Genomic DNA, 25,556 nt, shown 5'->3' on the forward strand with positions numbered 1-25,556 from the left:
ACGGTGTGAAGTAGCGTCGACGTAAAGTCCCGAATCCCTCCACCAGGGGTGTCCAGGGACTCCAGTTCTTCGGGCTCGGACGCAGGCGTTCCAGACGGTGGGCGCGGACCCTTTGCGGGTGCTCGACTGAGCACCTGACCTGACCGGCATGACTCGTGCGCCGGCGATGATCGGGTCTCGCCTGTGAGCCAAACGTCTGCCGCGCACGGCAGCATTACGGAGGGGGGCTCACCGAAAGCTGTGGCAATCGACCCACCGACTCCACCCTGAAAACCTCAGCAGTGCCGCATCAAGCAACGTTCGCCCCACCCTGCCGGACGGGTCTGCGGCAGGTAGCGGTGGGAAGCGGTCCGCGTAGTCTCAGCTTGTCCTACCTTCCAAGCGTGGGTCTGAGCTGGTCCTTCGTAAGATCAGCGGGCCCGGGGGTTCTGGGTATGGCTGTGAGCTTGTCGCCGTTCCATGGCTCAAAGAACTTGGCCGCCCGGAGCCCCGCGACGACTCGACCGCTAATTGGGATACGCGACTTGATCGCTGTGTAGGACAACGTCGGCGAGGTCGTCTGCGGGTCCGTGTGTGACGACGAGCTGGCGGAGGTGACCCGTGCCCCAGATCTGGGCCGGAGTGGACATCGGCAAGGAACACCACCACTGTGTGGTGGTCGACGAGCGAGGCGAACGCCTCCTTTCCCGCCGAGTTTTCAACGACGAACAGGCTCTGCTGGAGCTCATCGCAGACGTACTCGCGCTGTGCGAGGACGCCCTGTGGGCGGTGGACATCAACCATGGCGGCGCCGCGCTGTTGATCGGCCTTCTGCTCAACCACCGGCAGCCGATGGTCTACATCACCGGCCTCGCCGTGCACCAGGCGTCGACGGCCTACCGGGGTCAGGGCAAGACGGACGAGAAGGACGCGTTCGTCATCGCTGACCAGGCACGTATGCGCCAGGACCTCGGTCTCCTGCGGCCCGGTGACGAGATAGCCGTCGACCTGCGCACCCTGACCGCCCGCCGCCTTGACCTGGTCAACGACCGCACCCGTCAGACCAACCGACTGCGAGCTCAGCTACTTGAGTTCTTCCCTGCTCTGGAGCGGGCGTTGAACTTGAGCAAGAAGGGTCCGGTCGTGCTGCTGACCGGTTACCAGGCGCCGGCCGCGATCCGCCGCAGCGGGGCCAGCCGGATCGGAACCTGGCTGAAGAACCGCAAGGTGAAGAATGCAGCAGCGCTCGCCGAGACGGCCGTCGAGGCGGCCAAGTCGCAGCACACCGCACTGCCGGGTGAGACTCTCGCGGCCGCCATGGTGGCCCGGATCGCCAAGGGCGTGCTGGCTCTCAACGAGGAGATCGCCGAACTCGACGCGCTCATCGAGGGCCGGTTCAGCGAGCACCGACACGCTACGGTGATCCGGAGCCTGCCTGGCATGGGCTCCCTCCTCGGTGCCGAGTTCATCGCCGCTACCGGCGGAGACATGGAAACTTTCGGCACGGCCGACCGCCTGGCGTCCTTCGCCGGCCTCTCACCCGTGCCGCGGGACTCCGGACGCGTCAGCGGCAACATGCGCCGCCCACGCCGCTACCACCGAGGCCTGCTCCGGGCCTTCTATCTCTCCGCGATGGCCAGCCTGAGAACCTGCTCCGCCTCCCAGGCCTACTACGCACGAAAGCGCAACGAGGGGAAGGGCCACAAGCAAGCCTTGCTCGCTCTGGCTCGTCGACGAGCCAATGTCCTGTGGGCCATGATCCGCGACGGAGCATGTTACGAGGCCCTACCAACCGTCACGGCAGCGGCTTGACATCGTCATTGGGAAGTTCTTTATCTCTCGCCCTTGAATGGCGTCTCGAACTGGGTCGCTCACCTGGGGATTCGCCGGACGTGGGGGCGGCCTTCGTCTGATCATGTGCTCCGACCAAGGTGCACGTGACCAAGACGAAGGCCGTGAGGTGAGTCTGCTGCCTGATGCTGTCCGGAGGGACGTTCGCGGAGGTGTCACGCTTCCGGGGAGAGTTCTACGAGTGTCTGACCGCTCGGCGGACGAGTTGTTCGAGCTGGTGGACGCGGTGCTGTGTGCGGACGGTGCGGTGAAGTCCCCGGTGGACTTGACGCTGCTGCCCGAGCATCGTCGTGGGCACGGAGCGATGTACGGCGGGCTGAACCATGGCCGGATCGATGTCGGTCGGCTGAGGACAGTACTGGCCGACCTGTCACTGCCGCGTTTCGACGGCGGGCGCCTGGTTCTGGCGGTTGATGTGTCGCCGTGGCTTCGCTCGGACGCGCCGTGCTCGGCAGAGCGGCTGTTCTGCCACGTCTACGGCCGTGCGAAGTCGGCATCGCAGTTCATTCCGGGCTGGCCCTACTCCTTCGTCGCCGTGCTAGAGCCGGGCGCCACGTCCTGGACCGCGATCCTGGACGCGGTCCGGCTCGGACCGGCGGACGACGCGACCGCGGTCACCGCCGCCCAGCTGCGGGGCGTCGTGGAGCGGCTCATCGCCGCGGGCCAGTGGCAGGCCGGTGACCCTCATATCGTGATCGTCAGCGACGCCGGCTATGACGTCACCCGCCTGGCCTGGGTCATGCGTGACCTCCCCGTCGAGCTGGTCGGCCGGGTCCGCTCCGACCGCGTCTTGCGTCTGCCGAGGCCGCCGAGGATGCACGGCGTCAACGGCCGTCCGCCCAAACACGGCCCGGAATTCCGCTTCACCGAGCCGAAGACCTGGCCCGAGCCCGCAATCACGACCGTCACTGACACCACCAACTACGGCAAGGCCGAAACCCAGGCCTGGGACCGGGTCCACCCAAGGCTCACTCACCGCTCTTCCTGGCTCGACCATGACGGCGAACTACCCCTGATTGAGGGCACGTTGATCCGACTGAAGGTCGAGCACCTCTCGAAGGAACGGGACGCCCCGCCGGTGTGGTTTTGGTCCTCGAAGACCGGCGCTACCCCGGACGACGTAAACCGCTTCTGGCAGGCTTTTCTCCGTCGCTTCGATCTGGAGCACACCTTCCGCTTCGCGAAGCAGACCCTCGGCTGGACCACCCCGAAACTCCGTACCCCCGAAGCCGCGGACCGCTGGACCTGGATTCTGATCGTCGCTTACACCCAGCTCCGACTTGCCCGTCCGCTCGCCGAAGACCTCCGCCGCCCCTGGGAGAAAGCCGCCGCACCCGACCGGCTCACCCCGGCCCGAGTCCGCCGCGGGTTCAGGAACATCCGCGCTCATCTCGCCTGCCCGGCCGTTGGCGAGAACTCTGTTTGTCCTGGGCCGCTACAGTTTCAACGCCTCCGTTCCGTGCGTGGGTCTACGTCCGCTGCGTGACCCGGATGCGATCGAGCTCGACGAAGACGGCGCGCAGGAGTGGAGCCCTCAACCAGGTCGGGCCGATCGGCCTGGTAGGGGGCGTGTCCGTTCCTGTGCCTGTCGGGGCCGGGCCGTCTATCGCGAACGCCTCGGTTCCACGTCCGGCAGCGGCCCTGAGTCGTATCGGTCGAGGGCGTGGCTGCGGCTGGTCTGCAGGATCTCGTCGGAGAGCTCGGGCTCGACGTGGCATACGGCGCGGGCGAGCATCAGCGCGCCGACCATTTCGCTGAGCAGGCGGATGGCCCTGTGGCGGGCCTCGGCCGGGTCGGGCTGGTGGCCCTTGTCCTCGGTTTCGCGCAGGAACTCGGCGGCGAAGCCGGTGAGGTAACCCTCGACGCCTTCGGCGTATGCGCTCTGTACGGCTTCGCTGTGCCGTCCGGCGTCGGTGACCAGGGAGGCGGAGGGACAGCCGCCGTCCGGGGCGTCACGGTGCGCGGTGGACAGATACCCGGCCACGACCCGCTCCAGCGGAGAGCCGGCCTGGCCCGGACCGTCCTCGATCGTCCGGGCCAGGCCCCCGAGCGAGGCGGCGTAGGAGGCGCCGCACACCTCCACGACCAGGTCGTTCTTGGAGGCGAAGTGGTTGTAGAAGCCGCCGTGGGTGAGTCCGGCTTCCTTCATCAGCTCGGCGATGCCGACCGCGTCGATGCCCTGCGAGCGAAACATGCGGCTCGCCGCTTCGAGGATGTTCTGCCGGTTGCGGGCCTTGTCCTCCTTGGTGATCCGCGGCATGGCCGTCCTCTCGCGTCGCTCTCGATTTGACATTTTTAATGATGCCTCTCATCATAGCAGGACAGTTTCAATGATGACCATCATCAATAGTTCGGAAAGAGAGCGTCATGCGCGCCATCGCCTACGACCGGCACGGAGAAGCCGGGCAGGTACTACGCCTGAGCGAGCAGCCGGCCCCTGCTGCGCCCGCGGCCGGGCAGGTGCAGGTGCGGGTGCTGTCCCGGCCGATCCACCCCGGCGACCTGGCGGGAGTGGAGGGCCTTCCGGGTGGGCCGCGGCAGCGGTTCGCCACGCCACGGATTCCCGGCGTGGAGGGAATGGGCGTCATCGAGACCGTCGGCGTGGGTGTGCAGGATCTGCGGCCCGGTCAGCGGGTGGCGTTCTTCCCGGTGCCGGGCGCGTGGAGCGAACTCGTCACGGCGCCGACCGATCTTGTGGTGCCGGTGCCCGAGGACCTCAGCGACGAGACCGCGGCTTTGATGCTGGTCAACCCGCTGACCCTGCTCTCCTTGCTGCGGGCGGTCGAGGACGCCCAGCACGGCCAGGCCGGTCCGGTGGTGCAGACGGCCGCCGGTTCGTCGGTGGGAAAGCTGGTCAGCGCCGCAGCACTCAAGCACGGCATCGAGCTGGTCAACCTGGTACGCAGTGCCACGGGGGCGCAGACCTTGCGGCAGCGCTTCCCCGGACTGCCGACCATCTCGACGGCCGACGCCAACTGGCGCACTCAGGTCCAGGACGCGACCGGCGGCCGGGGTGCCCAGGTCGTACTGGACGCGGTGGGCGGATCCCTGACCGGTGAGCTGGCCGGGCTGCTCGCCGACGGCGGTACGCTGATCACCTACGGAGGGCTCGGTTCCGGCAGCACGCCGCTGGAGTCGCTCGCGCTGACCCCGCGGGCTCTGACCGTGCGGGGCACGTCCATCTTCCAGTGGATGGCCGCCCGCACGCCTGAGGACCGGGCCGAGGACGTCGCCTTCGCCGCCCGTCTGGCCGCGACCGCCCCGGAACTCTTCGAGGTCGCCGCCAGCTACGACCTCGCCGACTTCGCGAAGGCCATCGACCATGTCCGCCGCCCCGGCAAGAGCGGAACCGTCCTGCTCACCAGCCCCGCACCCTGAACCCCACGAAGGGCACCGCCATGAAGATCGGAACCCTGGGCGCCGGAACCGTCGCCCAGGCCATCGCCCGCCACGCCGTGGCCCACGGCCATCAGGTCGTGCTGAGCAACAGCCGCGGCCCCGCCTCCCTGGCCGGCCTCGCCGACGAACTCGGACCGCTCGCCCACGCCGGCACCCCGGACGAAGCCGCCGCGGCGGAACTCGTCGTGCTCGCAGTCGGCTGGCCCCAGATCCCGGACGCGGTAGCCGGCCTGCCACCCTTCGACGGGCGCATCGTCATCGACGCCACCAACCAGTTCGCCTCCCCGCCCCCGCCCATGATGATCGCCGACCTGGGCGAGCTGACCGGCAGCGAACACGTCGCCTCACTGCTGCCCGGAGCCCGCGTCGTCAAGGCGTTCAACACCCTCTACGGCCAGTACATCGCCGCCGACCCGCGCCACCGGGCCGGACGCCAGGTGCTGTTCCTCGCCGGTGACGACGCCGACGCCAAGACCACCGTCAAGGACCTCACCGCCGCCTTCGGCTTCGCCCCCGTCGACCTCGGCTCCTTGCGCGAGGGCGGACGCCTCATGCAGCTCGGCGGCCCACTCTCCGGCCTCCACGCCCTCAAACAGGACTGAGCCGGGCCCTCGCCCATTCCCCGCTCTCCTCCTCATCCACCCCCCTCAGTGCTCATCCACCCCCCTCAGTACAAGGAAGTTACTCATGACCACCACCCAGCCCCTGCTGCAGCCCGTCCGCCTCGGCGCGCTGGAGCTCCCCAACAGTGTCGTCATGGCCCCCATGACCCGCGCCCGCGCTCAGAATGCCGAGCTGGCCCCCACCGACCTGCACGCGACCTACTACGCACAGCGCGCCGGCGCCGGCCTGATCGTCACCGAGGGAACCTGGGTCAACACCGACGCGATCGGCTTCATCAACGTCCCCGGCATCTACAGCGACACGCAGACCGCCGGCTGGGTGAAGGTCACCGAAGCCGTCCACGAGGCGGGCGGGCGGATCGTCTCCCAGTTCGGCCACGTCGGCGCGGCCTCCCACCCCGACCACTTCGGCGGCCGCCTGCCCGCCGGACCTTCGGCCATCAACCCCGGCGAGAAGTCCTTCACCCCCTCCGGGCCGAAGGACACCGTCACCCCGCGCGCCTACACCGCCGCTGAGATCGCCGCCACCATCGCCGACTACCGCCGTGCGGCCGAGAACGCCCGCCGCGCCGGCTTCGACGGCGTGGAAATCCACGCCCAGCAATCCCAATTGATCCCGCAGTTCCTCAACCCCCGTCTCAACCAGCGCACCGACGCCTACGGAGGCAGCAGCGAGAAGCGGGCCCAGTTCCTCCTCGACATCCTCGACGCCGTCAGTGACGTGTGGGGCAGCGACCGCGTCAGCGTGAAGATGTCCCCGACCTGGGACAACGGAGGCACGTTCACCGCGGACGAGGAGGCACTCGCCGACTACGACCAGCTGTTCAAGAAGCTCAGCGACAGCAACCTGGCCTACCTGCACCTCCTGGGCACCCCCGGCACCATCGAGGAGCGCATCGCCCTCTTCTCCCGCTACCGCGCCCACTACCAGGGCAACATCGTCGCCAACCTCGGCTTCACCCAGGCCCTCGGCAACGAGATCCTCGACCACGGGATCGTCAACGCGGTCTCCTTCGCCGAGCCTTTCATCGCCAACCCCGACCTGGTCGAGCGCTTCGCGCAGGGCCACCCGCTGGCCGACGGCGACCGGGGCACCTACTACGCCGGTCACAGCGAGGGCTACACCGACTACCCCGCCTTCACCGCCAACTGAGCAACTACGTCTTCCTGCGCCTTTGACGGTTGATCGGAGGCCCGCCGCGCCCGCTCCTCGCCACAGCGAGGAAACGGCGCGGCGGACCTCGGCGCGGCGGCTGGAGGTGACTTGTGCACCCTGGCTCAAAAACCGTGCGCACGGACCTGTTCGGTCCGGTCGACGAGACGGTCGGCGAGCACCTGCGGGGCGGCCGGATCCACGATCCCGGACAGGACCACCAGGGCCTGCTCAACGGCTGGAAGGGCTACAGCCCTTTGGCCATCGCGGAGTTGCCCCCACAGGTAGGCCACCGGAGCTAGAGCCACCTGCAACCGAGGGTCTATCAGGAATGAGGTGTGATTCGTCTGATTGGCCTACAGGTTCTTCGGTGGGCTGATTGGTCTACACCCGTCCGGCGGTGAGGCGGCCGTCGAAGAGGAGGTCGAACTCGTTCAGCGCGCTCTTCCAGCGGTTGTTCCAGCGCTGGCGGCCGCGTCCGGTGGGGTCGAGGGCGAGGGTGGCCAGGTAGAGGCGCTTGAGGGCGGCGGTCTCGTTGGGGAAGTGTCCGCAAGCTTGGGCCGCGCGTCGGTATCGGGCGTTCAGCGACTCGATGGCGTTGGTGGTGTAGACGACCTGGCGGATGGCGTCCGGGAGGCCGAGGAAGGGAACGAATTCGCTCCAGGACCGTTCCCAGATCCCGGTGATCGACGGGTACTTCTTGCCCCATGTGCCGTCGAAGTCGGCCAGTCGCTGCCGGGCCTGCTCCTCGTTGACGGCCGTGTAGACGGGCTTGAGGTCGCGGGCGACGTCGGCCCAGTCGCGGCGGGACGCGTAGCGCAGGCTGCCGCGGATGAGGTGGACGATGCAGGTTTGCACCACGGTCTGCGGCCAGACGGTGTTCACCGCGTCGGGCAGGGCGGAGAGGCCGTCGCAGACCAGCATCAACACATCGCGGACGCCCCTGTTCTTGATCTCGGTCAGGACGGTCTGCCAGTACTTGGCGCCCTCGCCGCCGTCGCCGGCCCACAGTCCCAGGATCTCCCGGTAGCCGTCGGCGGTGACCGCGATGGCCACATAGACGGGTCGGTTCGCGACGTGCCCGTCGCGGATACGGACGTGGATCGCGTCGATGAAGACCACCGGATAGACCGCGTCGAGCGGGCGGGTGCGCCATTCCGCCATCGACTCCAGAGCTTTGTCGGTGATGGTGGAGACGGTCTCTTTTGTGGTCGTCATCCCGTACACCTCGGAGAGATGGGCGACGATCTCGCCGGAGGTCAGGCCCTTCGCGGTCAGCGACAGGACCATCTCGTCCAGCGCACCCGTCCGGCGGGCGTACTTGGGCAACAACCGTGGGGTGAAGGTGCCCAGGCGGTCCCGGGGGACCTGCACGGTCACCGTGCCGACCTCCGTCATGACTTTCTTGGCCCGGTAGCCGTTACGCATGTTGCCGCCCGAGCGTGAACCGCGGCCGCCGGCCCGCCCGGCCTCCGCCGCGAGATGCACATCCATCTCGGCCTCCAGGGCGGCCTGCATCAGATGCTGGGCCAGCTCGGGCAGCAGCCCGCCCTCGCCCATCAACCGCAGCCCTCCTAGGCGCACCTTCTCGGCCGCCAGCGCGGCCAGCTCCTCCAGCAGCTCGCTGGACAGACCATTCTCGGATACCGGCATCGACTTCACGTCGGCACCCTCGATGCTCTCACCAGCCACGGCAAGCGACACACCGTCAGCGGCCTCGATCAGGTGATCCGTCGTCGTACTCATCAGGTGACTCCTTCGGGGAAGCACACACCTGATTCATGACACTCCCGCAACCGAAGATCGTAGGGGTCGGCCTGGCGCTGCCTTCAGCCACGATGAGGTGCACGAAGGGTGCTGTCGCTGCCTGTACCGCTTCGGCCGGCGAAGCCGGGCGACGTGCAGAGCCGCGTGCTTCTGCCGGATGGAGATGGCGCGGGCACCGGAGTCCTTGGGCATGCCCGAGGCCAGGGTCACCCACCCGCCCTCATCGAGCGGCGCGTTGATGTCCAACTGTTCGTAGCCCGGAGTCACGTTGGACGTGTCGGTGGGTCAGGGGCGCTGCTCGCGGCAGTCCTCTTCGGTGCACTCGAGAGCGGTGAGGGTCTGGTCGGCCTGCTCGCTGGTCAGGGGAGGTTCGGGCAGTTCGTGGGCGCCCTGGGTGCGGAAGGCGTCGAGCATCAGGTGGAGGTGGCGGCGCCAGGCCCGGGGGGCGATGGTGCGGGTGGCCTGGATGATTCCGGCCTGGGACCAGATCACGAAGGCGATGTCCTGCGGGGTGACGTCGTCGCGCAGGGCGCCCTGTTCCTGGGCGTTGCGCATGATCTGGGTGCAGATTTCCTTGGCGCGTTCGTGCATTTCGCGGCCGGTCGCGTGGAGGGGGAGCCGTGCCGAGACCAGGTCGTTGAAGGCGCGGTCGCAGGCCTGCAGCTGGCAGAGTTTCTCCATGTAGCGGCAGAATCCCTCCCAGGCGTCGTCCATGGCCGCGGCCTCTTCCGCGGCGATGAGCAGTTCCGTGTACTTCACGTTGAAAAGCGTTTCGACCAGGGCGAGGCGGGTGGGGAAGTGGCGGTAGAGCGTGCCGATCGCGACGCCGGCCTCGCGGGCGACGCCCTCCAGGGACGCTCCGAGGCCCTGCTCGGCGAAGGCGGTGCGGGCGGCGGCCACGATCGCGTCCCTGTTGCGCTGTGCGTCACGGCGCAGGGGTTTCGCCGGGGTGTCGCTCAGGGACGGGGCGTGGTGCTGGCTCATGGCTCGACAGTAACATGAGGCACCCCTCCAATTGGATGGTTGTTCTGTTTCCGATCGCAATCTCGTGCCTCCGACGTGCTGTGATGATGCTCACTGCAAACATGAGGCGCCCCTCGGGTACGGTGGCGGAGTCGAACGTGAGGCACCCCTCCGGATGACCTTGAAGCCAGCCGACTGACCCGGGATTTCCGGATCTCGGTTCACATGGAAGCGGCGCCCGCAGGATCGGCGAAGCCGCGGCAGTTTTGTAAGGGAAATGACCATGAGCAGCATGACGAAGCGCCTCTCGATCGCACTCGCCTCCACGGCACTGGCCGGCGGAGCGCTTCTCGGGGCCGGCGGCTCGGCGTCGGCAGCCACGGTTTCGGTGCCCGTGCAGCACACGCAGCACGTGTCCGCCACCTCCGTGACCGGCAGCGAACGAGTCGGCCGCTACGCGGACCACGAGGCCGAGGCGGCGTCGTGGCACGGTGTCAGTGCCGCTCGCTGGTACGAGGACCAGGTCGACGAGGCGGCGTCGTGGCACGGTGTCAGTGCCACCCGCTGGTACGAGGACCAGGTCGACGAGGCGGCGTCGTGGCACGGTGTCAGTGCCGCCCGCTGGTACCAGGACCAGGTCGAGTGGTCCCTGAACCACAGCTGACGCGGCCCGGACCGCCCCACTCCGGAACGGCGGCACCTGCCCGGACAGCAGCACGGCCGCACCCCCGGCCGACCGGGATCCCGGACCGCGCCCCCACGGCGCTCCGCACCCGCATCGGGAAGACCACCGCACGCAGGACGAAGGCACTCCGGCCCCCAGCGCCCGCCAATGCCGACCACGGCCAGGCCTGCGCCCGCGCATGAACCCCACCGGCCGCATCCCCGGCCGACCGCTTCCCCGCACACCGTGACACCCGGCCGGACCAGGCAGGTCCTCTCCACACGGGGACGGTCACCCGCGACGCGAACACCACGCCACGCCCGGTTCCTTTCCGCCGCGCTGGTCGTGAACTTCGTGATCGTGCCGCTGGTCGTCGCCGCGATATTCACGTTCCTCCCCGCCGACCAGACCGTCCGGCTCGGTGTCCTGCTGGTGCTGCTGTGCCCGTGCGTGGACTACGTGGTCGTCTTCTCCGGCCTGGCCGGCGGATTCAACCGTCGGCTGCTGGCCGCGACCCCGCTGCCGCCCGTGTTCCTGTACCTCTTCGTGGGCTCCGAGCTGGCCGACATCGTCGAGGTCAAGCCGTTCCTTAAGGCGTTCCTGATCCTGATCGTCATCCCGCTCGCCCTGGCATGGGCGTTGCAGGCGTGGGCGGCGCGTCGTGCCTCCGGGCAGAAGGTCTCCGACGCGGCGACGACCATGATGGTGCCGCTGATGGCCGCCACCCTGCTGGTCGTGGTCGCCTCCCAAGTCCCCAAGCTCGGCGACAGCCTCACCGCCGTCATCCCCTTCTACGCCGCCTTCCTGATGGTCATGGCGTTCGCTGGCAAGGTCATCGCCCGCCTCTTCCGACCCGAAGCCCCGGCCGGCTGCAAAGGCGGCTACGCGTCAATGACCGGCCCGGTGATCGACGAGACGGGCGCCCGGCCGCGGGAGGACCGGCTCCTGGCCGAGCGGATCCGCGAAGTCCATGGCGAGTCCAACAGCGCTTCCGGCTCCCCGCGGGTGACCGCGAGCTCCGGGAGAAGGGCCTGCGGGTCAACGAGAAACGCGTCGCCCGCGTGATGCGGATGTTCTCCATCACCGGTATCCGCCTGCGCAGACACGTCCGCACCACGACCCAAGACTCGGCAGCCTCCCAGGTCCCGGACCTGTTCCAGCGGGACTTCACCGCCACCGAATCCGGCCTGAAATACATGGGCGACATCAGCGGAACGAGTTGCGCAGGAGGTGGACCACGCAGGTCTGGACGGTCGTGGCCGGCCAGACGGTCTCGACTGCGTCGGGCAGGCCCCTGAGGCCGTCGCAGACGAGCATGAGGACATCGCCCGCGCCGCGGTTCTTGATCTCGGTCAGGATGTTCAGCCAGTGTTTGGCGCCCTCGCCGCCGTCTCCGGCCCACAGGCCCAGGACTACACGGCCGCGACCGAAGACGCCGCCCTGGAGCGGTTCGCCGAATTCGCCGACACCTGGGGCAAAAATTATCCGGCGATCGTCCGGCTCTGGGAGAACGCCTGGGAGGAGTTCATCCCGTTCCTGCGGTTCGACTGCCGCCCGCCAGGACTGGGACAAGATCGCCAAGGCCCTCAAGCCCACCTATCTCCCCCTGGAAGACGGGGAGTTCCTCTATCTCGCGACCGTGCTCGACTGCTTCAGCCGCAAGGCCGTCGGCTGGTCCATCGCCGACCACATGCTTCCTAATATTGTTGTCAAACGGCTGTGGTCGCAGGGGGTGTGACTTCGTAGCACCGTCGGTCACGGATCAGGGCCCACAGGACGTTGACGCGTCGGCGGGCAAGGGCGAGCACGGCCTGGACATGCTTCTTGCCCTCGGCGCGTTTGCGATCGTAGAATTTCCGCGAGTTCGGGTCGAACTGGACGCTCACCAGCGCAGAGGTATAGAAGACGCGCTGGAGTCTTCGGTGGTAGTTGTTCGGCCGGTGGAGATTGCCGCTGACCTTGCCCGAGTCACGAGGCGCGGGAGCGACGCCGGCGAAGGCCGCCAGCGCGTCCGGGGAGTCGAACCCGTCCAGGCCTCCGCCGACCGAGGCGAGGAACTCCGCGCCGAGCACAGCACCGATACCCGGGACGCTCTGGACTATGTCGGCGAGTTCGTGCTCGCGAAACCGGCCCTCGATGAGCTTGTCCATCTCGGAGATCTGCCCGTTGAGGGCCATCACCTCCTCGGCCAGGGTGTGGACCAGCTTCGCGATGGTCTTTTCTCCGTGGACAGCTGTGTGCTGGCGCTCGGCGGCCTCGACGGCCGTTTCGGCAAGGGATCGCGCGTTGCGGACCTTGCGATTGGCCAGCCACTTCGTCAGCCGCGCGGTGCTGGCGCGGCGGATCGAGCCCGGGGTCTGGTAGCCCGTAAGGAGCTTGAGCGGGCCCATATTGGTCACGTCCAGTGCCCTCTCCAGGGCCGGGAACATGCTCAGCAGGGTGCCGCGCAGACGGTTCACCGCGCGGGTGCGGTCCTCGACCAGGTCGCCGCGGCGGCCGGTCAGCAGCTTGAGCTCGATGGCGGTTTCGTCGCCGGGGCGGATGGGCCGCAGGTCGCGGCGCATCCTGGCCTGGTCGGCGATGATGTAGGCGTCACGGGCGTCGGTCTTTCCCTCACCTCGGTAGCCGTCGGAGGCCCGGTTCACCAAGCGGCCGGGGATGTATAGGACTTCCTGGCCATGGTTAATCAGCAGGGCCAGCAGCAGCGCGGGCTCCCCGCCGGTCATGTCGATGGCCCAGGTGACCTGATGGCCGTCAGCCAGCTCCAGAACCTCACCGATCAGCTTCAGCAGCTCGGGCTCGTCGTTGGCAACTCGCCGAGACAGCAGTGTCTTTCCGCCGGCTTCCAATGCGAGGCCATGGTGGTGGCCCTTGCCGCTATCGATCCCCGCCCATATCCGGCTCATCGCGCTCCTGACGTGCTCGTTCGTACAGGTCGTACCACGGACGACTTCGCCGGCATTGCTCTACTCAGCGACTTGTTCGCACTTCCTAATCGGCGGCCGAGTCGTCGTGGGGAGCCGGGCGGCCAAGCATGTGGAGCCACAAGGCGGCAGCGCACCGAGAGCCACACCCGCCTCCCCTGGGTGCCGCAACCCTACGAATAGCTGGGGCTTCCCAGGAAGAAGGTAGAGCGCACCGACCTGGTCGCCGACGCACTGCGGATGGCCGCCCGAACCGGGGGCAGCCTCGACGGGGCGGTATTCCACCGATAGAACTCAAGCGGTCTATCCGGTCGTCTGGTGCGGTCGCCAACCGTCCGGTCTATGTGGCCCTGGCCGTCACCACGGAGGGCCGCCGGGAAATCCGAGATCCGAAGGATCGTCTGCACGACCAACGCCATCGAGTCCGTCAACGCTCGGATCCGCCGGGCGGTCAAGGCCCGCGGTCACTTCCCCAACGAGCAGGCCGCACTGAAATGCGTCTACATGGCGATCATGTCGCTGGACCCCACCGGCAAGGGACAAGCCCGCTGGACCAGCCGCTGGAAGACCGCTCTCAACGCCTTCGACATTACCTTCGACGGCCGACTCAGCGCAGCACGCCACTAACCACAACAACCCCAATTACACCGTTGATTGGACAGTCCCTCCGTGGGCTGCAGCGCCTAGTAGGGCTTGGTCAGGTTCGTATGGGGGTGGGTATGTTGCGGTGGCAGGTGGGGCAGGCGCCGGCCCATAGGGCGAGGAGTGTCTGGAGTTCGTGGAGGACCTGGTAGAGGCTCAGACCTGCGCTGTGTCTTTTGGGTGGTGTGCCAGTCGTTGCAGGGTGCAGAAGGCATGGGCGGCGGAGACGAGGGTGACGTGGTGGTGCCAGCCGTTCCAGGTGCGGCCTTCGAAGTGGGCTAGACCCAGGGCCTGTTTCATCTCGCGGTAGTCGTGCTCGATGCGCCAGCGGAGTTTGGCCAGCCGCACCAGCGTGGCCAGCGGCATCCCGGAGGGCAGGTTCGAGAGCCAGAACTGCACCGGCTCGGGCTCGGTGGCGGGCCATTCGGCCAGCAGCCAGCGCTCGGGCAGTTCCGGACCGTCGCCGGCTGTGCGGACACCGCGTCCGGCCGGACGGACGCGCAAAGCAACGAAGCGTGAGTGCATGCGCTTGAAGCCGCTTCGGCCCTGGCCTGGCCGGGAGCCTGCCCGCCAGGACACCGGTCTCGCAGCAGCCCGGCCGGCTGCGATGACCAGGTTTTTCATGGTCTGTGCGGGCTCGGGATACTGCATCTTCGGTGGCCGGCCGGTGCCCGCATAGGCGGGCTGGACGGGCCGGGCCCCAGCCCGATGGGCGGTGTGGCGGGAAGAAATGCCCACCGCATAAGGCAGGTTGCGGTCCTCCAAGCCCAGACGGAAGGCGGCGGCATCACCGTATCCGGCGTCCGCGACGACCAGGGGAATGTCGATGCCCCACGACCGGGCCTCGTCGATCATGTCCAGGGCCAACTGCCACTTCTCCACATGCCCCGCCTGGGCGGGGATGCCGCAGCGACTGCGGCGGGCGACCTTGTCCGCATCCGCCTCCGGCGAGGCCGGATCCCAGGAAGCGGGCAGGAACAGCCGCCAGTTCACCGCGGCCGAGGCATGATTGCGGGCCAGGTGCAACGACACCCCGACCTGGCAGTTGGTGACCTTGCCCGCGGTGCCGGTGTACTGCCGGGACACACACGCCGAGGCGTCCCCGTCCTTCAAAAAGCCGGTGTCGTCGACGATCAGCGCCTCCGCGCCGATGACGTCGTGCATCCTCCAGGCCAGCCGGGCCCGCACATGGGCTGGATCCCACGGGCTGGTAGTCACGAAGTGGGCCAGTGCCTGCCGGTTACCGTCCTCGCCCAGACGCGCCGCCATCGGCTCCACCGACTTGCGCCGACCCTCCAGCAGCAGCCCACGCACATACACCTGCCCCCACCGCCGCTGATCCGCACGGAAGAACCCGTCGAACATCTCCGTCGTGAATGCCTCCAGGTCCTCCCGGACCCCGGCCATCTCTTCAGGTGTCACACCACCTCAACGACACTCACCAACAGACAGACACGCCACCCACGAGTGAAGCTGACCAAGCCCTACTAGGGCGTGTATCGAAAGTGGATCTTGTTCGTGAGATGATCTTGGTTCGTGGCGCGTGGAGATCTGACAGACGAGCAATGGGCCGCGCTGGAGCCGCTGTTGCCGAAGGGCAAGAAGCCCGGCCGGCCACCGACATGGACCCGGCGGCAGCTGATCGACGGCATACGCTTCCGGGTCCGCACCGGCATCCCGTGGCGGGACTTGCCCAAGGTACGGGCCGTGGGGCCGGGCGTATGACCTCTTCCGTCGCTGGCAGCGCAACGGCACCTGGCAGCGCATCTTCACCCAGCTCCAGGCCCAGGCCGATGCCAAGGATCTGATCACCTGGGATCTCAACGTCGACTCCACTGTCTGCCGGGCCCACCAGCACGCCGCCGGAGCGCGAAAAAGGGGGCGATGCAAAAGGAGCCGCCCGGCGGCGTCGCCACGGAGCCCGACGACCACGGCCTCGGGCGCTCGCGCGGCGGCCTGACCACCAAGCTGCACCTGGCCGTCGAGCAGGGTCAGAAGCCCATGTCCATCGTGGTCACCGCCGGGCAGCGCGGGGACTCACCGCAGTTCGAGGCCGTCCTGGACCGCGTCAGGGTCCCCAGACTGGAACCGGGCCGACCGCGCACCAGGCCGAGGCGGGTGCGCGCCGACAAGACATCCCACGCCGATAAGCGTCAAGCCGCTGCTGCAGCAAGTTCGGGTGACGGCTGCGGGAAGGCGATTGCTTCGTCGTAGATGTGACCGTTCTGGAGGCAGTAGAACAGCATTCCCATGAAGCGGTTGAAGAGGTTCCTCTGTGCGGCAACGTGGCGGTCGCCGGCCGCTCGGCGGCGGTCGTAGTGGGCTCTGGCGCCTGGTGAGCGGGTAAGGGAGACGAAGGCCCAGACATAGCCGACGGCAGCCAATCTCTGATTCTTGATCCTCCGGCTCATGACCATGCAGCTCTTGCCGCTGGACCTGGTGACCGGGGCGCTTCCTGCGTAGGCCTTGAGGGATCGGGCGTTGGCAAAGCGGGTCCGGTCATCGCCGATCTCTGCCAAAATCCGGGCGCCGGTCAGTGAGGCAAGTCCGGGAAAGCTGCGGATGATCGGGGCATCGTGATGCTCTGCGAAGGCTTGCGTGACGGCTTCTTCGAGCTGTTCAGCGTTGTCGCAGGCGGTGTTCAGCTGCCTGAGCAGGGCGGATGTCTGGTGCCCGAGGGCTGTTTCGACCTGCGGGAGCTGGTGGAGATACTCCCGCTTGAAGACTTCGTGGAGCCTTTCGGCTTCGGTCTGGATGCCGCGGACCCGGCCGGCCTGCTTGAGCAGGGACTGCAGGCGTCGCCGTGTCAGCTTCGCCGCCATGGTCGGGGTCGGGGCTGCAGCCAGGATGCTGCGGGCTTCTCTCGAGCACAGGCCGTGTTTGTGCTGGGCGTAGGCGTCGAGGATCGCCGGGTAGAACTCCCTGAGCTGAGAACGGAGCTTGTTCTGGGCCTGGCCGCGGGCCCAGACGGCGTCCTGCTGGGCCCGTGCGAGCACGGCGATGGCCTGCACGAGCTCGGAGTCCGCGGGCAGCGGCCGGTGGGCGGCCATGTCGGTTCGCAGGATGTTGGCCAGGGCCGCGGCGTCGACGGCGTCTGACTTCTTGCGGGCGACGGAGTGACGGTCCCGATAGCGGGCGACTGCCGGCGGGTTGATCGCGAAGACCGGCCGGCCGGTGGCCCGCAGGCAGGCGACGAGGAGCCCGCGCGATGTCTCGATCGCCACGGGGATCGGGGCGTCCTCGCTATCGCCATGTTCAGTCAGCAGGGCCGTGAGCTGGGCGAACCCCGCCGCGTCGTCACTGATCCGCACTTTGGCGAGTTGCTTTCCCCCGGCCTCAACCAGGGCTATGTCGTGGTGGCCTTCGGCCCAGTCCACCCCACAGAAAACTGGCGTCGGTAACCCGACGATCTCCATCCGGCTCTCCTTCGTCGCGGCTCTTTTCCCAGGCCAGAGCCTGTGCAGGGTGCGCGTGCTCCCTAATGGAAGTGCTCATGGCACGTCATCCCACCAGCCGTTCGCAACCCCAGCGAGTCATACGGTCCTCGATCTGTGTCAGAGCTGAGGGCTCAGGCAGAGGTGAGAGGTGATCCGCATAACCGGCTCGGACTACGAACAGCAAACCGCGGAGCAGTCAGATACGGGCCTGCCTGCACAAACGCGACCACGTGAATGCCGTCGGAGACGGATCTGTACCTGTTCTTGCCCACTTGAGGTCCATGCTGCTGGGCGCGAGCCAGCCTCGTCTTGTCAATAGGACTCTGAGGTCCGGGCGTACACAAAGGCTCGGCTCGCGCCCTGAAGATCAGCTCCCGCCGACCTTCGCTTCCCATTAGGCGTACGCCTCCCGCAAGAACCGCGCCTACCTACGCAGACGCGGCATACGCTGCACCATCCCGGACAAGGCCGATCAGACGCGCAACCGAAAGAAACTCGGCTCCCGCGGTGGCCGCCCGCCGAGGTTCGACCCGGAGGATTACAAGGCCCGACATGCGGTTGAGTGCGGCATCAATCGTCTCAAAAGGCACCGCGCAGTGGCCACGAGGTACGACAAACTCGCGGTCCGCTACGAGGCGACCGTCCTGGTTGCAGCCATCAACGAGTGGCTGTGACCGAGCCCTTCGCTCACCTCCTCGTTAGTCTGAGCGATTGTGAACAGACGGCGGCAAAAGAAACTGTCGGAGCGTCTCGTCGGGGCAGCGACCTTCGGCGACAGCGCCCATATCAATGCACTGCTGCTAGCCGGGGCCTGCCCGGAGACAAGCAACACCGAAGGCACCACGCCTCTATACGCGGCATCAGTCCACGGAGCCACCGACAACGTCCTCTGCCTGCTGGCAGCCGGGGCCTCGCCCAACACCGAAAGCGGACGCGGCGCGGAAGGCACACCCCTGTGCGCGGCAGCATGCTGGGGCCATACCGAAACGGTGCGTGCACTCCTCACCCACGGCGCCGATCCCAATCTCCACGAAGATCACGGCATGGGCCGTTCGCCGCTTCAATGGGCGACGACCGGGCCCTACCCCGAGACGATCGCCGTGCTTCTCGCGGCAGGTGCCCGACCACACGACCCAGCCACGTGACCCATCCCGTAATTCCAGGTCTCGCCATCCACTTTCGATACACGCCCTAGCTTGATCTTTAACATCCGACGTCGAATGGTGCCTCGAACTTGATCACTCGGTTCGGTAACTGCCGTACGCCAAAGCGGCCTTCGTCTGAACATGTGCTCCGACCAAGGAACACACACGTTCAGCACGAAGGCCGTGAGGATGAGTCTGCTGCATCGCGATGCCCGGCGAGAGCCGTTGGCCCAACTGTCATGCTTCCGGGGCGAGTTCTACTCCTGTCTCACCGCTCGTTCGGATGCGTTGTTCGAGCTGGCTGATGCCGTTCTGTGCGGTGACGGGCCGGTGAGGTCGCTGGCCGAGTTGTCGCTGGTGGGTGAACACCGCCGCGGCCATGGCGGGCTCTACGCCGCTGTCGCCCGTGGCCGGGTCGATACCGGCCGGCTGCAGCGGGCCCTTGCCGCGGTGGCACTGCCACGGGCTGTCGACGGCCGGCTCGTCCTGGCCATCGACATCACCTGCTGGCTGCGCCCCGACGCCCACACCTCACCGCAGCGGATCCTGTGTCACACCTACGGCCGGGGCAAAGACCAGCACATCCCTGTCCCCGGCTGGCCGTACTCGATTGTCTGCGCGCTCGAGCCGGGCCGCAGTTCATGGACCGCACCCCTGGACGCACTCCGCCTGGCCCCCGGGGGATGACTCCGCTACCGTCACCGCCCGACAACTGCGTGATCTGCTCCATCGACTGATCACCGCCGGGCAGTGGCAGGAGGGCGACCCGGACGTCCTCGTCATTGCGGACGCCGGATATGACGCACCCCGCCTTGCCTTCCTGCTGAAAGACCTGCCGGTCCAAGTACTCGCCCGGATGCGCTCGGATCGGGTCATGCGCCGGAGTGTCCCGCCTCGGCATCCACACACGATGGGCCGCCCACCCCGGCACGGCAGCGAGTTCGTCTTCGGACAGCCTGACACCTGGGGCACCCCGGACACCGAAACGGTTACCGACACACGTCTCTACGGCACCGCCAGGGCCCGTTCCGGGACCGGCTCCACCCCAAACTGACCCACCGCTCCTCCTGGGCCGCAACCGACGGCACCCTCCCGATCGTCGAGGGCACCGTGATCCGCCTGGACATCGACCACCTGCCCAGCGGAGCAACACCGAAGCCGGTCTGGCTGTGGTGGTCAGGCACCGACGCCACCCCGGCGGACACCGACCGCCTCTGGCAGGCCTACCTGCGGCGCTTCGACATCGAGCACACCTTCCGCCTCTTCAAACAGACCCTCGGCTGGACCTCCCCGAAGATCCGCACCCCCGAGGCGGCCGACCGGTGGACCTGGCTGATTCTCGCCGCCTACACCCAACTCCGTCTCGCCCGCCCACTCGCAGCCGACCGGCGCCGCCCCTGGGAGAAGCCCAGTTCCCCGGACAGGCTCACTCCCGCCCGCGTCCGCCGCGACTTCCGGCACATCCGCCCACAGACCGATTGCCCAGCCAGAGCACCGAAACCCTCCCGTCCCGGCCCCGGACGACCACCGGGCCGAAAGAACACCCGGCCCACACCCCGCCACGACGTGCACACAGCCCAGAAAACACAGCCAGCGAAACGACGAAGGAAGAAGTCAACCACCCCGAATCCCCGCCGCACAGGTTAAAGATCAAGCTAGAGCTTTACGGCACATGGCGAGTGGGACAGCCGCCTGAGCAAGTCCGAGAAGGATCAGCCACGAACCCGCGGACAGCGGATGGGGCGTGAGGAGTTCCCTGCCTGGCCAGGGCTGCAGCGTCAGCGGCGCGAGGCTGAGCGCAAGGAACAGGAAGCGGCTGCACTTTGCAGCGACGCGTTTTACACCGGCCCTGGCCAGGGCCGTCAAAGCGGCTGAGGATGGTGGGATGACGAGGGCTGTACGGCCCGTCTGGCACAGCGTTGATGAGATGGGGACTCGCTCAGCACCTCGGCCATATCCGATCGTTAGTCCTGAAGTGTGGCGAACAAGAGATTGAGTCCCTCGGTCATGGTGGGGTGAGTGATGATCATGTTGCGAAGGGCTGTATAGGGGAGGTTCGCTAGCATCGCTGTCTGGACGGTGGTCAGCGTTTCGCCAGCCTCTGGGCCCAGCAGCGCAACGCCCAGGATCCGGTCGGTGTGTGCGTCGACAACCGCCTTCCAGACGCCGTCCGTCTCCCGCATGGTGCGTGCCCGGGGAATGGCAGCCACCGGCAGCTTGGCGACCCTTACGTTGTAACCTGCCGCACGGGCCTGATTTTCGGTCAGACCGACCCGGGCAAAGTCGAGGCCGAGGAATGTGGTGTGCGGGATGAGCCGGTCCCTGGTTGACCGTGAACAGCCTGCCAGGTTGTCCTTGAGGATCCGGTAATCGTCCAGGGAGACGTGGGTAAATTGTGGGCTGCCAGCGACATCGCCAGCGGCCCAGGTGTGGGGTGCATCCGTGGCCAGGTGTTCGTCAACGGCCACGAAGCCGTGCTCGGTGGTTCGTACGCCACCGGCGTCGAGGTCGAGTCCGTTGGTGACGGGTTGGCGTCCCGCCGCGACAAGCACGTCGTCGCCAGCCACCGTGGCACCGTCGGAGAGCGTCAAGGTGACTTCTTCGTCTGTGCCCCTCTGGACGGAGGCGACTGAGCGGCCGGTGATGATGTTCACGCCGTGGGCCGTAAGGAGCCCGGCCACCGCTTCAGCGATGTCCTCGTCCTCCCCGGCCAGCAGTCGAGGGCCTCGCGCCACTAGGGTGACCTTGCTCCCGAAGGCCGCGAACATGTCTGCGAACTCCAGGCCGACTGTCCCCCCGCCGACAATCACCAGGTGAGCTGGCAAGCGCTCAAGACGCAGCAAGGTTTCACTCGTCAGCGGGCGCGCCCCCAGCAGGCCGGGGATGTCGGGTACGCGCGGCTCGGTGCCAGTGTTGATAACGGTCTCGGTGCCGCGCAGCAATCGCGTGCCGCCCTCGTTCAGCGCCACCTCCACAATGCGCTCCCCCGTGAAATGAGCCTGCCCGAGGATAAAGTCCATTCCTGAGTCGAGGAATTGTTTGTGGTTGATCGCGACCATGCCTTCGACGACGCCGCTCGTATGGTCTCGTAGCAGTTCGGCGGTGACGCGTGGTACTTCGGCATCTAGCCCCAGTTGTCGAGCGCGGGCAAGGATTCGCGTGGTGCGTGCACTGGTCACCAGAGCCTTCGTGGGTATGCAGGCGACGTTGATGCATGTTCCCCCGATCATGCCGCGCTCCACCATGGCCACCCTTTTGCCGGTCCGCGCCCAGTCCATGGCTAGCGTTTTGCCGGCCTTGCCGCCACCCACCACAAGCAGGTCCACGTTCTCTGCCGTCTGAGCCATGTCAGGCTCCTCACCGTTTCTTCTTTGAAAGCTAAGCCCGCTTGCCGGCAATGCAGAGGGAAATGGCTGTCGGTCGGATGGGAGTTTCCACTCGCCACTTTTCACGCTAGCTCGGGCAGAGTCACGCTGCAGCCGGTAGCTGGTGCAGCAAAGCGCACGGCGGCGGCAGGCCACCGGCTTCGGCCGCTTCCCATCCCGCCACTTCCTCGTCAACGCCACTCGGCGCAACTCAGCCTTGCAGCGATCGACGTTCTCGCCCGGACCCCGTCCTCCTGCTGGACGGCGATCTGCCACCGCCGAACCCAGGAAACTGCGCTACCGAATCCCTAGTAGGACACCGTCTAGAGCACCGACGACCCCGAAAGCACGGAGCCTAATTTTTCTCCCCACCATCCCCGCAGACCGTTCACACCTCGGGGATGGCAGGGACGGCGACCGAGGTGCAGCAATTCGCCGATGCAGAACGCCCCGCGATGGGTCACAGTGGAACGGAGGGCCGGATGACCGGGACAGCGCCTCCTCAGGGCACACACCCCGGAGGTGAGCGCGGCACTCGAGTGATATCGCTAGGTGTCGGAACAGTCCGCACGGCTCAGGAAGAGACCTCGCGTCACCGGACCGGAATGTGCTTCGGAAGGACATCCGGTGTACCGAATACGAATACTTACTACACCGGTGGTTTGTTATTGCGTGAGGAGCGCCAGGTGGAAATCACGAAGACCGACACTGCGGTTGTGTTCATTGACCCACAGAACGACGTGCTGAGCGAGGACGGAGCGAACTGGGACGCGGTGGGAGCGAGCGTCACAGAGAACAGAACCGTCGAAAATATGGAGAGAATCTTCGAGGCGGCGAAGGCGGGCGGATATGAGGTCTTCATCTCACCCCATTACTTCTACCCGACCGACAACGGATGGCGAATGAACGGGCCGCTGGAGACGAGCGAGCTCGAGACCCACACGTTCGCACGGACGGGACAGCTCGATCTGACCGGGTTCCGCAACTCCGGTGCAGACTGGCTGGACCGCTTCAAGCCCTATATCGAAGACGGCAGAACGGTGGTCGCCAGCCCGCACAAGGTATTCGGGCCGGAAACCAACGACTTGGTACTGCAACTGCGCAAGCGGGGAATACAAAGGATTATTCTTGGCGGGATGCTGGCGAACATGTGCGTCGAGTCCCATATGCGTCACCTCATCGAGGAGGGATTTGAGGTCGCCGTGGTCAGGGATGCAACAGCTGGACCCCGACACCCGGTCTGGGGCGACGGCTATCAGGCGGCGATCATCAACTACCGTTTCTTCGCCCATGCGTTGCTGTCGACTGACGAAGTACTCGATCGAATGCCCTGAGAAGTTCGCAGTCGGAAATAGTGCTCGCGTAGTCCGATAGTTGCGCTTTCAACAGGCGCCGTCGACGGTCGCCCTGCGCGGGGAGTGCCGTGGAACATGTCTGCCCGACAATAGCCGGTGCTCGGAACGAGGCTTCGGTAGCAACAGAGGTTGTGGACCACAAACGAGCGGATTCGGGTCGGCGCGAGAGGGCATACCGTGGAGTTCCAACACATCGTGGAGCTGGTCGGTCGAGCCGTTGACGCCGCCGGCGTAGCCATCATAGTCGTGGGAACGCTCTTGGCGACCGTTCTCGCGGCTATCCGGCTCAGTCGCCGACAGGCCGGTGTGTACCGCGGCTATCGCCGTCGCGTCGGGCGGTCGATCCTGCTGGGGCTGTAGTTCCTCGTAGCCGGCGATATCATTCGTACAGTCGCCGTCGCACCGACGTACGCAAGCGTCGGAGTACTGGCCGTGATCGTGGGTATCCGCACCCTCCTCAGCTTTTCTCTCGAGCTCGAAATCACCGGGCGGTGGCCGTGGCAGAAGCCAGTGACCGAAGCCGAGGACTGACCCCGCGTGACGCCGGAGGCCAGCGGAGCGGAGACATCCCTGCCGTGAATTCTTAGTACTCCAGTCAGAATTCGTGTCTACGGGTCCGGGCGAGGCGGACATCGGACGTCACCGGCTGGACGCACGCAGCCCCACCACGGGCCTGATCGCGGCATGTAAACCTCATTTCGCCGAACAAGACGACGTCTTATGAGGCGGGTCCCAGGACACGTCTTCCGTGGCCGGTTCGAACGTCCATGCTCCGACGGCGTTCACGGTCACGAGGCGGTCGAGCGTCGCGGTGAGTATGTTCTGGTCGAGTCCGCAGGTACGGGTCAGGTGATCTGCTTCCATGCTGGTACGACAGGAGCCGGGGGAGCGGTGCGCAGTGAGTACGAGCGAGGTCAGGCGGTCTGAGGCCGGCAAGGCGCGCAGTCGTGGCTGGGAGACCGCACGCAGGGCCCAGTCGGCGGCCTGGTGACGGTCGTGCCGGGCGGGTTCCTGGGTGAGGACGGTTGCATCGAGCAGTTGCGCGGCGGCAGTTCTGTGTCCCGTCTGTTCTGTGGGATGTGGCAGGCGGCGTAGCCAGCGGGCGTTCTCCAGCTCGTCCCAGGGCGCGAGGGTTCGGGCCAGGCGCATGCCGCGGAGCAGTCCGGCCGGGAGATGTACCTGTCCGGATGTGTTGCTGCGCAGTGCGCACTGCAGGGCCAGGAGTCGCCCTTCGGCGCTTGCATCCGGGGGAAGCGTGGCCGCGAGATAGCTGAGCATGTCGCGGACACGATGCGCTGGAAGGGCGCCATCGGGCAGCCTGGCACACCGTGCCCCGGCGGAACTGGGGCCGGTATCGGGCCTTGCTGGGGTTGATGTGATGGCGGTGTCGGGGACGATGGCGCTGCCCGGGGTAGAGCTCGCGCAGGCGGCGCAGGCGTCGGCCAGACGCCAGAGACGACCTCCGCGTTCACGCGCGAGGACGAGCAGGACGGGGCCGGCGCAACCCCGGTGGCGTGGATGCCACCGGCATCCGCGTTCGTGGCACTGGCAGGTGCGCAGGTGCGGGGGCAGCACATCGCGGCGCGCGTGGTGGGCCAGGTGCGCCAGGACCGCGGGCCGGGCCGCAGCCCCTGCCAGGGCGTGACCGCGTGGTGCGCACAAGGCGCAATAGAGCACGGTTTTGCCCTGCTGCGGGCGTAGTTCCACGGTCCAGGTGCGCCGTACTGGTGGGCGCAGGGTGCACAGCCTCATGGGGCGCCCGTTCCTCCTGTCTTCAGCCGGGAGCCGACCCGCCCCTGGGGGTTGTGGTGAGGGGAGGGGTGTCGGCGGCACACCGTAGTGCAGACCTCTGCCCTTCGTGTGGGGCGGTCACCTGCGGAAATAGGGCAGAGGTCTGCACTGACAGGGCAGGGGTCTGCACCTTCGGATGGGGGAGTGACCAGCTTCCCGCCCGACCCGAACCTCACCGCCCTCCGCCTGGAGCTCGCGCGGTTGAGGAGCGAACGCGGCTGGACCTACGACGAGCTCGCCCGCCGCACCGGCCTGGCCAGACGCACCCTCATCGAAATCGAGCAGGGCCGCACCATCGGATCCCTCAAAACCTGGCACGCCCTCGCCCACGCCCTCGACGTGTCCGTCGACCACCTCTTCGCCACCCTCTGCGAAGGACACGAGCGACCCGCCGGGCCCGCCGAATAGCACTGCTGGCCCGGCTGCCGAGGATCACCCGATCCAGTCATCGACGGGAACTCCCGTACGGGAAACTGCACATCAGTCCCGCCCGGTTGA

General features: G+C 67.1%; 19 protein-coding genes and 8 pseudogenes. 18 read left to right on the plus strand and 9 right to left on the minus strand.

Annotation, left to right across the window (positions count from 1 at the left end):
- The first annotated feature begins 600 nt into the window (after positions 1-600).
- Both OHA88_RS43840 and OHA88_RS43845 read left to right on the plus strand, forming a co-directional pair.
- Complete coding sequence (locus OHA88_RS43840) at positions 601-1,791, plus strand: IS110 family transposase (RefSeq protein WP_328623720.1); 1,191 nt, start codon at positions 601-603, stop codon at positions 1,789-1,791.
- A gap of 148 nt (positions 1,792-1,939) precedes the next feature.
- Positions 1,940-3,235 (plus strand): annotated as a pseudogene (locus tag OHA88_RS43845) (NF041680 family putative transposase); the annotation flags it as partial.
- Between the two features lie 198 nt (positions 3,236-3,433).
- Here the strand turns inward: OHA88_RS43845 and OHA88_RS43850 are convergent.
- Entirely contained in the window at positions 3,434-4,090 is a 657-nt protein-coding gene (locus tag OHA88_RS43850) for a TetR/AcrR family transcriptional regulator (RefSeq protein WP_327128861.1), read from the minus strand.
- A gap of 107 nt (positions 4,091-4,197) precedes the next feature.
- Here OHA88_RS43850 and OHA88_RS43855 point away from each other — a divergent pair, with 107 nt between their 5' ends.
- The 4 genes from OHA88_RS43855 to OHA88_RS43870 all read left to right on the plus strand — a co-directional run bounded on the left by OHA88_RS43855 (position 4,198) and on the right by OHA88_RS43870 (position 7,307).
- Positions 4,198-5,208 (plus strand): zinc-binding dehydrogenase, encoded by a 1,011-nt coding sequence (locus OHA88_RS43855; protein ID WP_328623719.1) that lies wholly within the window; start codon positions 4,198-4,200, stop codon positions 5,206-5,208.
- 20 nt (positions 5,209-5,228) lie between these two features.
- Positions 5,229-5,831: an NADPH-dependent F420 reductase gene (locus OHA88_RS43860; RefSeq protein ID WP_425900939.1), complete on the plus strand. Its 603-nt coding sequence runs from the start codon at positions 5,229-5,231 to the stop codon at positions 5,829-5,831.
- An 85-nt stretch (positions 5,832-5,916) separates the two neighbouring features.
- The gene (locus OHA88_RS43865; RefSeq protein ID WP_328623718.1) at positions 5,917-7,005 is read left to right on the plus strand and encodes an alkene reductase; all 1,089 of its coding nucleotides are present in this window, start codon (positions 5,917-5,919) and stop codon (positions 7,003-7,005) included.
- A 134-nt stretch (positions 7,006-7,139) separates the two neighbouring features.
- Positions 7,140-7,307 carry a hypothetical protein gene (locus tag OHA88_RS43870; RefSeq protein ID WP_327128864.1) on the plus strand — a complete coding sequence of 56 codons (168 nt, stop codon included), beginning with the start codon at positions 7,140-7,142 and terminating at the stop codon, positions 7,305-7,307.
- Between the two features lie 82 nt (positions 7,308-7,389).
- Here the strand turns inward: OHA88_RS43870 and OHA88_RS43875 are convergent, their stop codons facing one another.
- Together OHA88_RS43875 and OHA88_RS43880 are read right to left on the minus strand one after the other, a co-directional pair.
- Positions 7,390-8,658, minus strand: coding sequence for an IS256 family transposase (locus OHA88_RS43875; protein ID WP_267008273.1), 1,269 nt, complete (start codon positions 8,656-8,658; stop codon positions 7,390-7,392).
- Between the two features lie 399 nt (positions 8,659-9,057).
- Positions 9,058-9,756 carry a TetR/AcrR family transcriptional regulator gene (locus OHA88_RS43880; protein WP_328623717.1) on the minus strand — a complete coding sequence of 233 codons (699 nt, stop codon included), beginning with the start codon at positions 9,754-9,756 and terminating at the stop codon, positions 9,058-9,060.
- A 262-nt stretch (positions 9,757-10,018) separates the two neighbouring features.
- Here OHA88_RS43880 and OHA88_RS43885 point away from each other — a divergent pair, with 262 nt between their 5' ends.
- Positions 10,019-10,399, plus strand: a complete 381-nt coding sequence (locus OHA88_RS43885; protein WP_328623716.1) for a hypothetical protein — start codon at positions 10,019-10,021, stop codon at positions 10,397-10,399.
- Positions 10,400-10,567: 168 nt separating this feature from the next.
- Positions 10,568-11,269: pseudogene (locus tag OHA88_RS43890) on the plus strand (arsenic resistance protein); the annotation flags it as partial.
- A 339-nt stretch (positions 11,270-11,608) separates the two neighbouring features.
- On the opposite strand, the pseudogene OHA88_RS43895 reads toward OHA88_RS43890, so the two are convergent.
- Positions 11,609-11,818: pseudogene (locus OHA88_RS43895) on the minus strand (transposase); the annotation flags it as partial.
- Here OHA88_RS43895 and OHA88_RS43900 point away from each other — a divergent pair.
- A pseudogene (locus OHA88_RS43900) lies at positions 11,813-11,947 on the plus strand (transposase); the annotation flags it as partial. The pseudogenes OHA88_RS43895 and OHA88_RS43900 overlap by 6 nt on opposite strands.
- A gap of 161 nt (positions 11,948-12,108) precedes the next feature.
- Here OHA88_RS43900 and OHA88_RS43905 read toward each other — a convergent pair.
- Positions 12,109-13,305 (minus strand): IS110 family transposase, encoded by a 1,197-nt coding sequence (locus OHA88_RS43905; RefSeq protein WP_328623715.1) that lies wholly within the window; start codon positions 13,303-13,305, stop codon positions 12,109-12,111.
- 402 nt (positions 13,306-13,707) lie between these two features.
- On the opposite strand from OHA88_RS43905, the pseudogene OHA88_RS43910 reads away from it, so the two are divergent.
- Positions 13,708-13,950: pseudogene (locus OHA88_RS43910) on the plus strand (transposase); the annotation flags it as partial.
- Between the two features lie 171 nt (positions 13,951-14,121).
- Here the strand turns inward: OHA88_RS43910 and OHA88_RS43915 are convergent.
- Positions 14,122-15,372 (minus strand): IS701 family transposase, encoded by a 1,251-nt coding sequence (locus OHA88_RS43915; RefSeq protein WP_443044341.1) that lies wholly within the window; start codon positions 15,370-15,372, stop codon positions 14,122-14,124.
- A gap of 129 nt (positions 15,373-15,501) precedes the next feature.
- Between OHA88_RS43915 and OHA88_RS43920 the strand changes: the two genes are divergently transcribed.
- Positions 15,502-15,690, plus strand: a complete 189-nt coding sequence (locus OHA88_RS43920) for a transposase (protein ID WP_328623713.1) — start codon at positions 15,502-15,504, stop codon at positions 15,688-15,690.
- 159 nt (positions 15,691-15,849) lie between these two features.
- Complete coding sequence (locus OHA88_RS43925) at positions 15,850-16,179, plus strand: transposase (RefSeq protein WP_328623712.1); 330 nt, start codon at positions 15,850-15,852, stop codon at positions 16,177-16,179.
- Here the strand turns inward: OHA88_RS43925 and OHA88_RS43930 are convergent.
- Positions 16,119-17,381 (minus strand): IS110 family transposase, encoded by a 1,263-nt coding sequence (locus OHA88_RS43930; RefSeq protein ID WP_328629540.1) that lies wholly within the window; start codon positions 17,379-17,381, stop codon positions 16,119-16,121. The two genes, OHA88_RS43925 and OHA88_RS43930, sit on opposite strands and share 61 nt — an antisense overlap.
- A gap of 419 nt (positions 17,382-17,800) precedes the next feature.
- On the opposite strand from OHA88_RS43930, the pseudogene OHA88_RS43935 reads away from it, so the two are divergent.
- From OHA88_RS43935 to OHA88_RS43945, 3 genes and pseudogenes are all read left to right on the plus strand, one after another.
- Positions 17,801-18,076, plus strand: a pseudogene (locus OHA88_RS43935) (transposase); the annotation flags it as partial.
- Positions 18,077-18,115: 39 nt separating this feature from the next.
- Positions 18,116-18,547, plus strand: coding sequence for an ankyrin repeat domain-containing protein (locus tag OHA88_RS43940; RefSeq protein WP_328623711.1), 432 nt, complete (start codon positions 18,116-18,118; stop codon positions 18,545-18,547).
- A 189-nt stretch (positions 18,548-18,736) separates the two neighbouring features.
- Positions 18,737-20,194 (plus strand): annotated as a pseudogene (locus tag OHA88_RS43945) (NF041680 family putative transposase).
- Between the two features lie 317 nt (positions 20,195-20,511).
- Here OHA88_RS43945 and OHA88_RS43950 read toward each other — a convergent pair.
- Positions 20,512-21,894, minus strand: a complete 1,383-nt coding sequence (locus tag OHA88_RS43950) for a dihydrolipoyl dehydrogenase family protein (protein WP_328623710.1) — start codon at positions 21,892-21,894, stop codon at positions 20,512-20,514.
- 704 nt (positions 21,895-22,598) lie between these two features.
- Here OHA88_RS43950 and OHA88_RS43955 point away from each other — a divergent pair.
- On the plus strand, positions 22,599-23,246 hold the full coding sequence (locus OHA88_RS43955; RefSeq protein ID WP_328623709.1) for a cysteine hydrolase: 648 nt from the start codon (positions 22,599-22,601) through the stop codon (positions 23,244-23,246).
- A gap of 393 nt (positions 23,247-23,639) precedes the next feature.
- A pseudogene (locus tag OHA88_RS44835) lies at positions 23,640-23,798 on the plus strand (DUF1622 domain-containing protein); the annotation flags it as partial.
- A 162-nt stretch (positions 23,799-23,960) separates the two neighbouring features.
- Here the strand turns inward: OHA88_RS44835 and OHA88_RS43960 are convergent.
- Entirely contained in the window at positions 23,961-24,545 is a 585-nt protein-coding gene (locus OHA88_RS43960) for a hypothetical protein (RefSeq protein ID WP_328623708.1), read from the minus strand.
- 657 nt (positions 24,546-25,202) lie between these two features.
- Here OHA88_RS43960 and OHA88_RS43965 point away from each other — a divergent pair.
- Positions 25,203-25,466: a helix-turn-helix transcriptional regulator gene (locus OHA88_RS43965; protein WP_328623707.1), complete on the plus strand. Its 264-nt coding sequence runs from the start codon at positions 25,203-25,205 to the stop codon at positions 25,464-25,466.
- Positions 25,467-25,556: the final 90 nt, after the last annotated feature.

It is taken from the genome of Streptomyces sp. NBC_00353 (genome assembly GCF_036108815.1).
Taxonomy (GTDB): Bacteria; Actinomycetota; Actinomycetes; order Streptomycetales; family Streptomycetaceae; genus Streptomyces.

Bases quoted from the DNA above. Each gene is read 5' to 3' on its own strand.
- OHA88_RS43880 (WP_328623717.1), bottom strand. From the start codon at position 9,756: ATGAGCCAGCACCACGCCCCGTCCCTGAGCGACACCCCGGCGAAACCC.
- OHA88_RS43915 (WP_443044341.1), bottom strand. From the start codon at position 15,372: ATGGCCGGGGTCCGGGAGGACCTGGAGGCATTCACGACGGAGATGTTC.
- OHA88_RS43860 (WP_425900939.1), top strand. From the start codon at position 5,229: ATGAAGATCGGAACCCTGGGCGCCGGAACCGTCGCCCAGGCCATCGCC.
- OHA88_RS43925 (WP_328623712.1), top strand. From the start codon at position 15,850: ATGCAAAAGGAGCCGCCCGGCGGCGTCGCCACGGAGCCCGACGACCAC.
- OHA88_RS43905 (WP_328623715.1), bottom strand. From the start codon at position 13,305: ATGAGCCGGATATGGGCGGGGATCGATAGCGGCAAGGGCCACCACCAT.
- OHA88_RS43850 (WP_327128861.1), bottom strand. From the start codon at position 4,090: ATGCCGCGGATCACCAAGGAGGACAAGGCCCGCAACCGGCAGAACATC.
- OHA88_RS43855 (WP_328623719.1), top strand. From the start codon at position 4,198: ATGCGCGCCATCGCCTACGACCGGCACGGAGAAGCCGGGCAGGTACTA.
- OHA88_RS43950 (WP_328623710.1), bottom strand. From the start codon at position 21,894: ATGGCTCAGACGGCAGAGAACGTGGACCTGCTTGTGGTGGGTGGCGGC.
- OHA88_RS43960 (WP_328623708.1), bottom strand. From the start codon at position 24,545: ATGCTCAGCTATCTCGCGGCCACGCTTCCCCCGGATGCAAGCGCCGAA.
- OHA88_RS43930 (WP_328629540.1), bottom strand. From the start codon at position 17,381: ATGGAGATCGTCGGGTTACCGACGCCAGTTTTCTGTGGGGTGGACTGG.
- OHA88_RS43885 (WP_328623716.1), top strand. From the start codon at position 10,019: ATGAGCAGCATGACGAAGCGCCTCTCGATCGCACTCGCCTCCACGGCA.
- OHA88_RS43865 (WP_328623718.1), top strand. From the start codon at position 5,917: ATGACCACCACCCAGCCCCTGCTGCAGCCCGTCCGCCTCGGCGCGCTG.
- OHA88_RS43875 (WP_267008273.1), bottom strand. From the start codon at position 8,658: ATGCCGGTATCCGAGAATGGTCTGTCCAGCGAGCTGCTGGAGGAGCTG.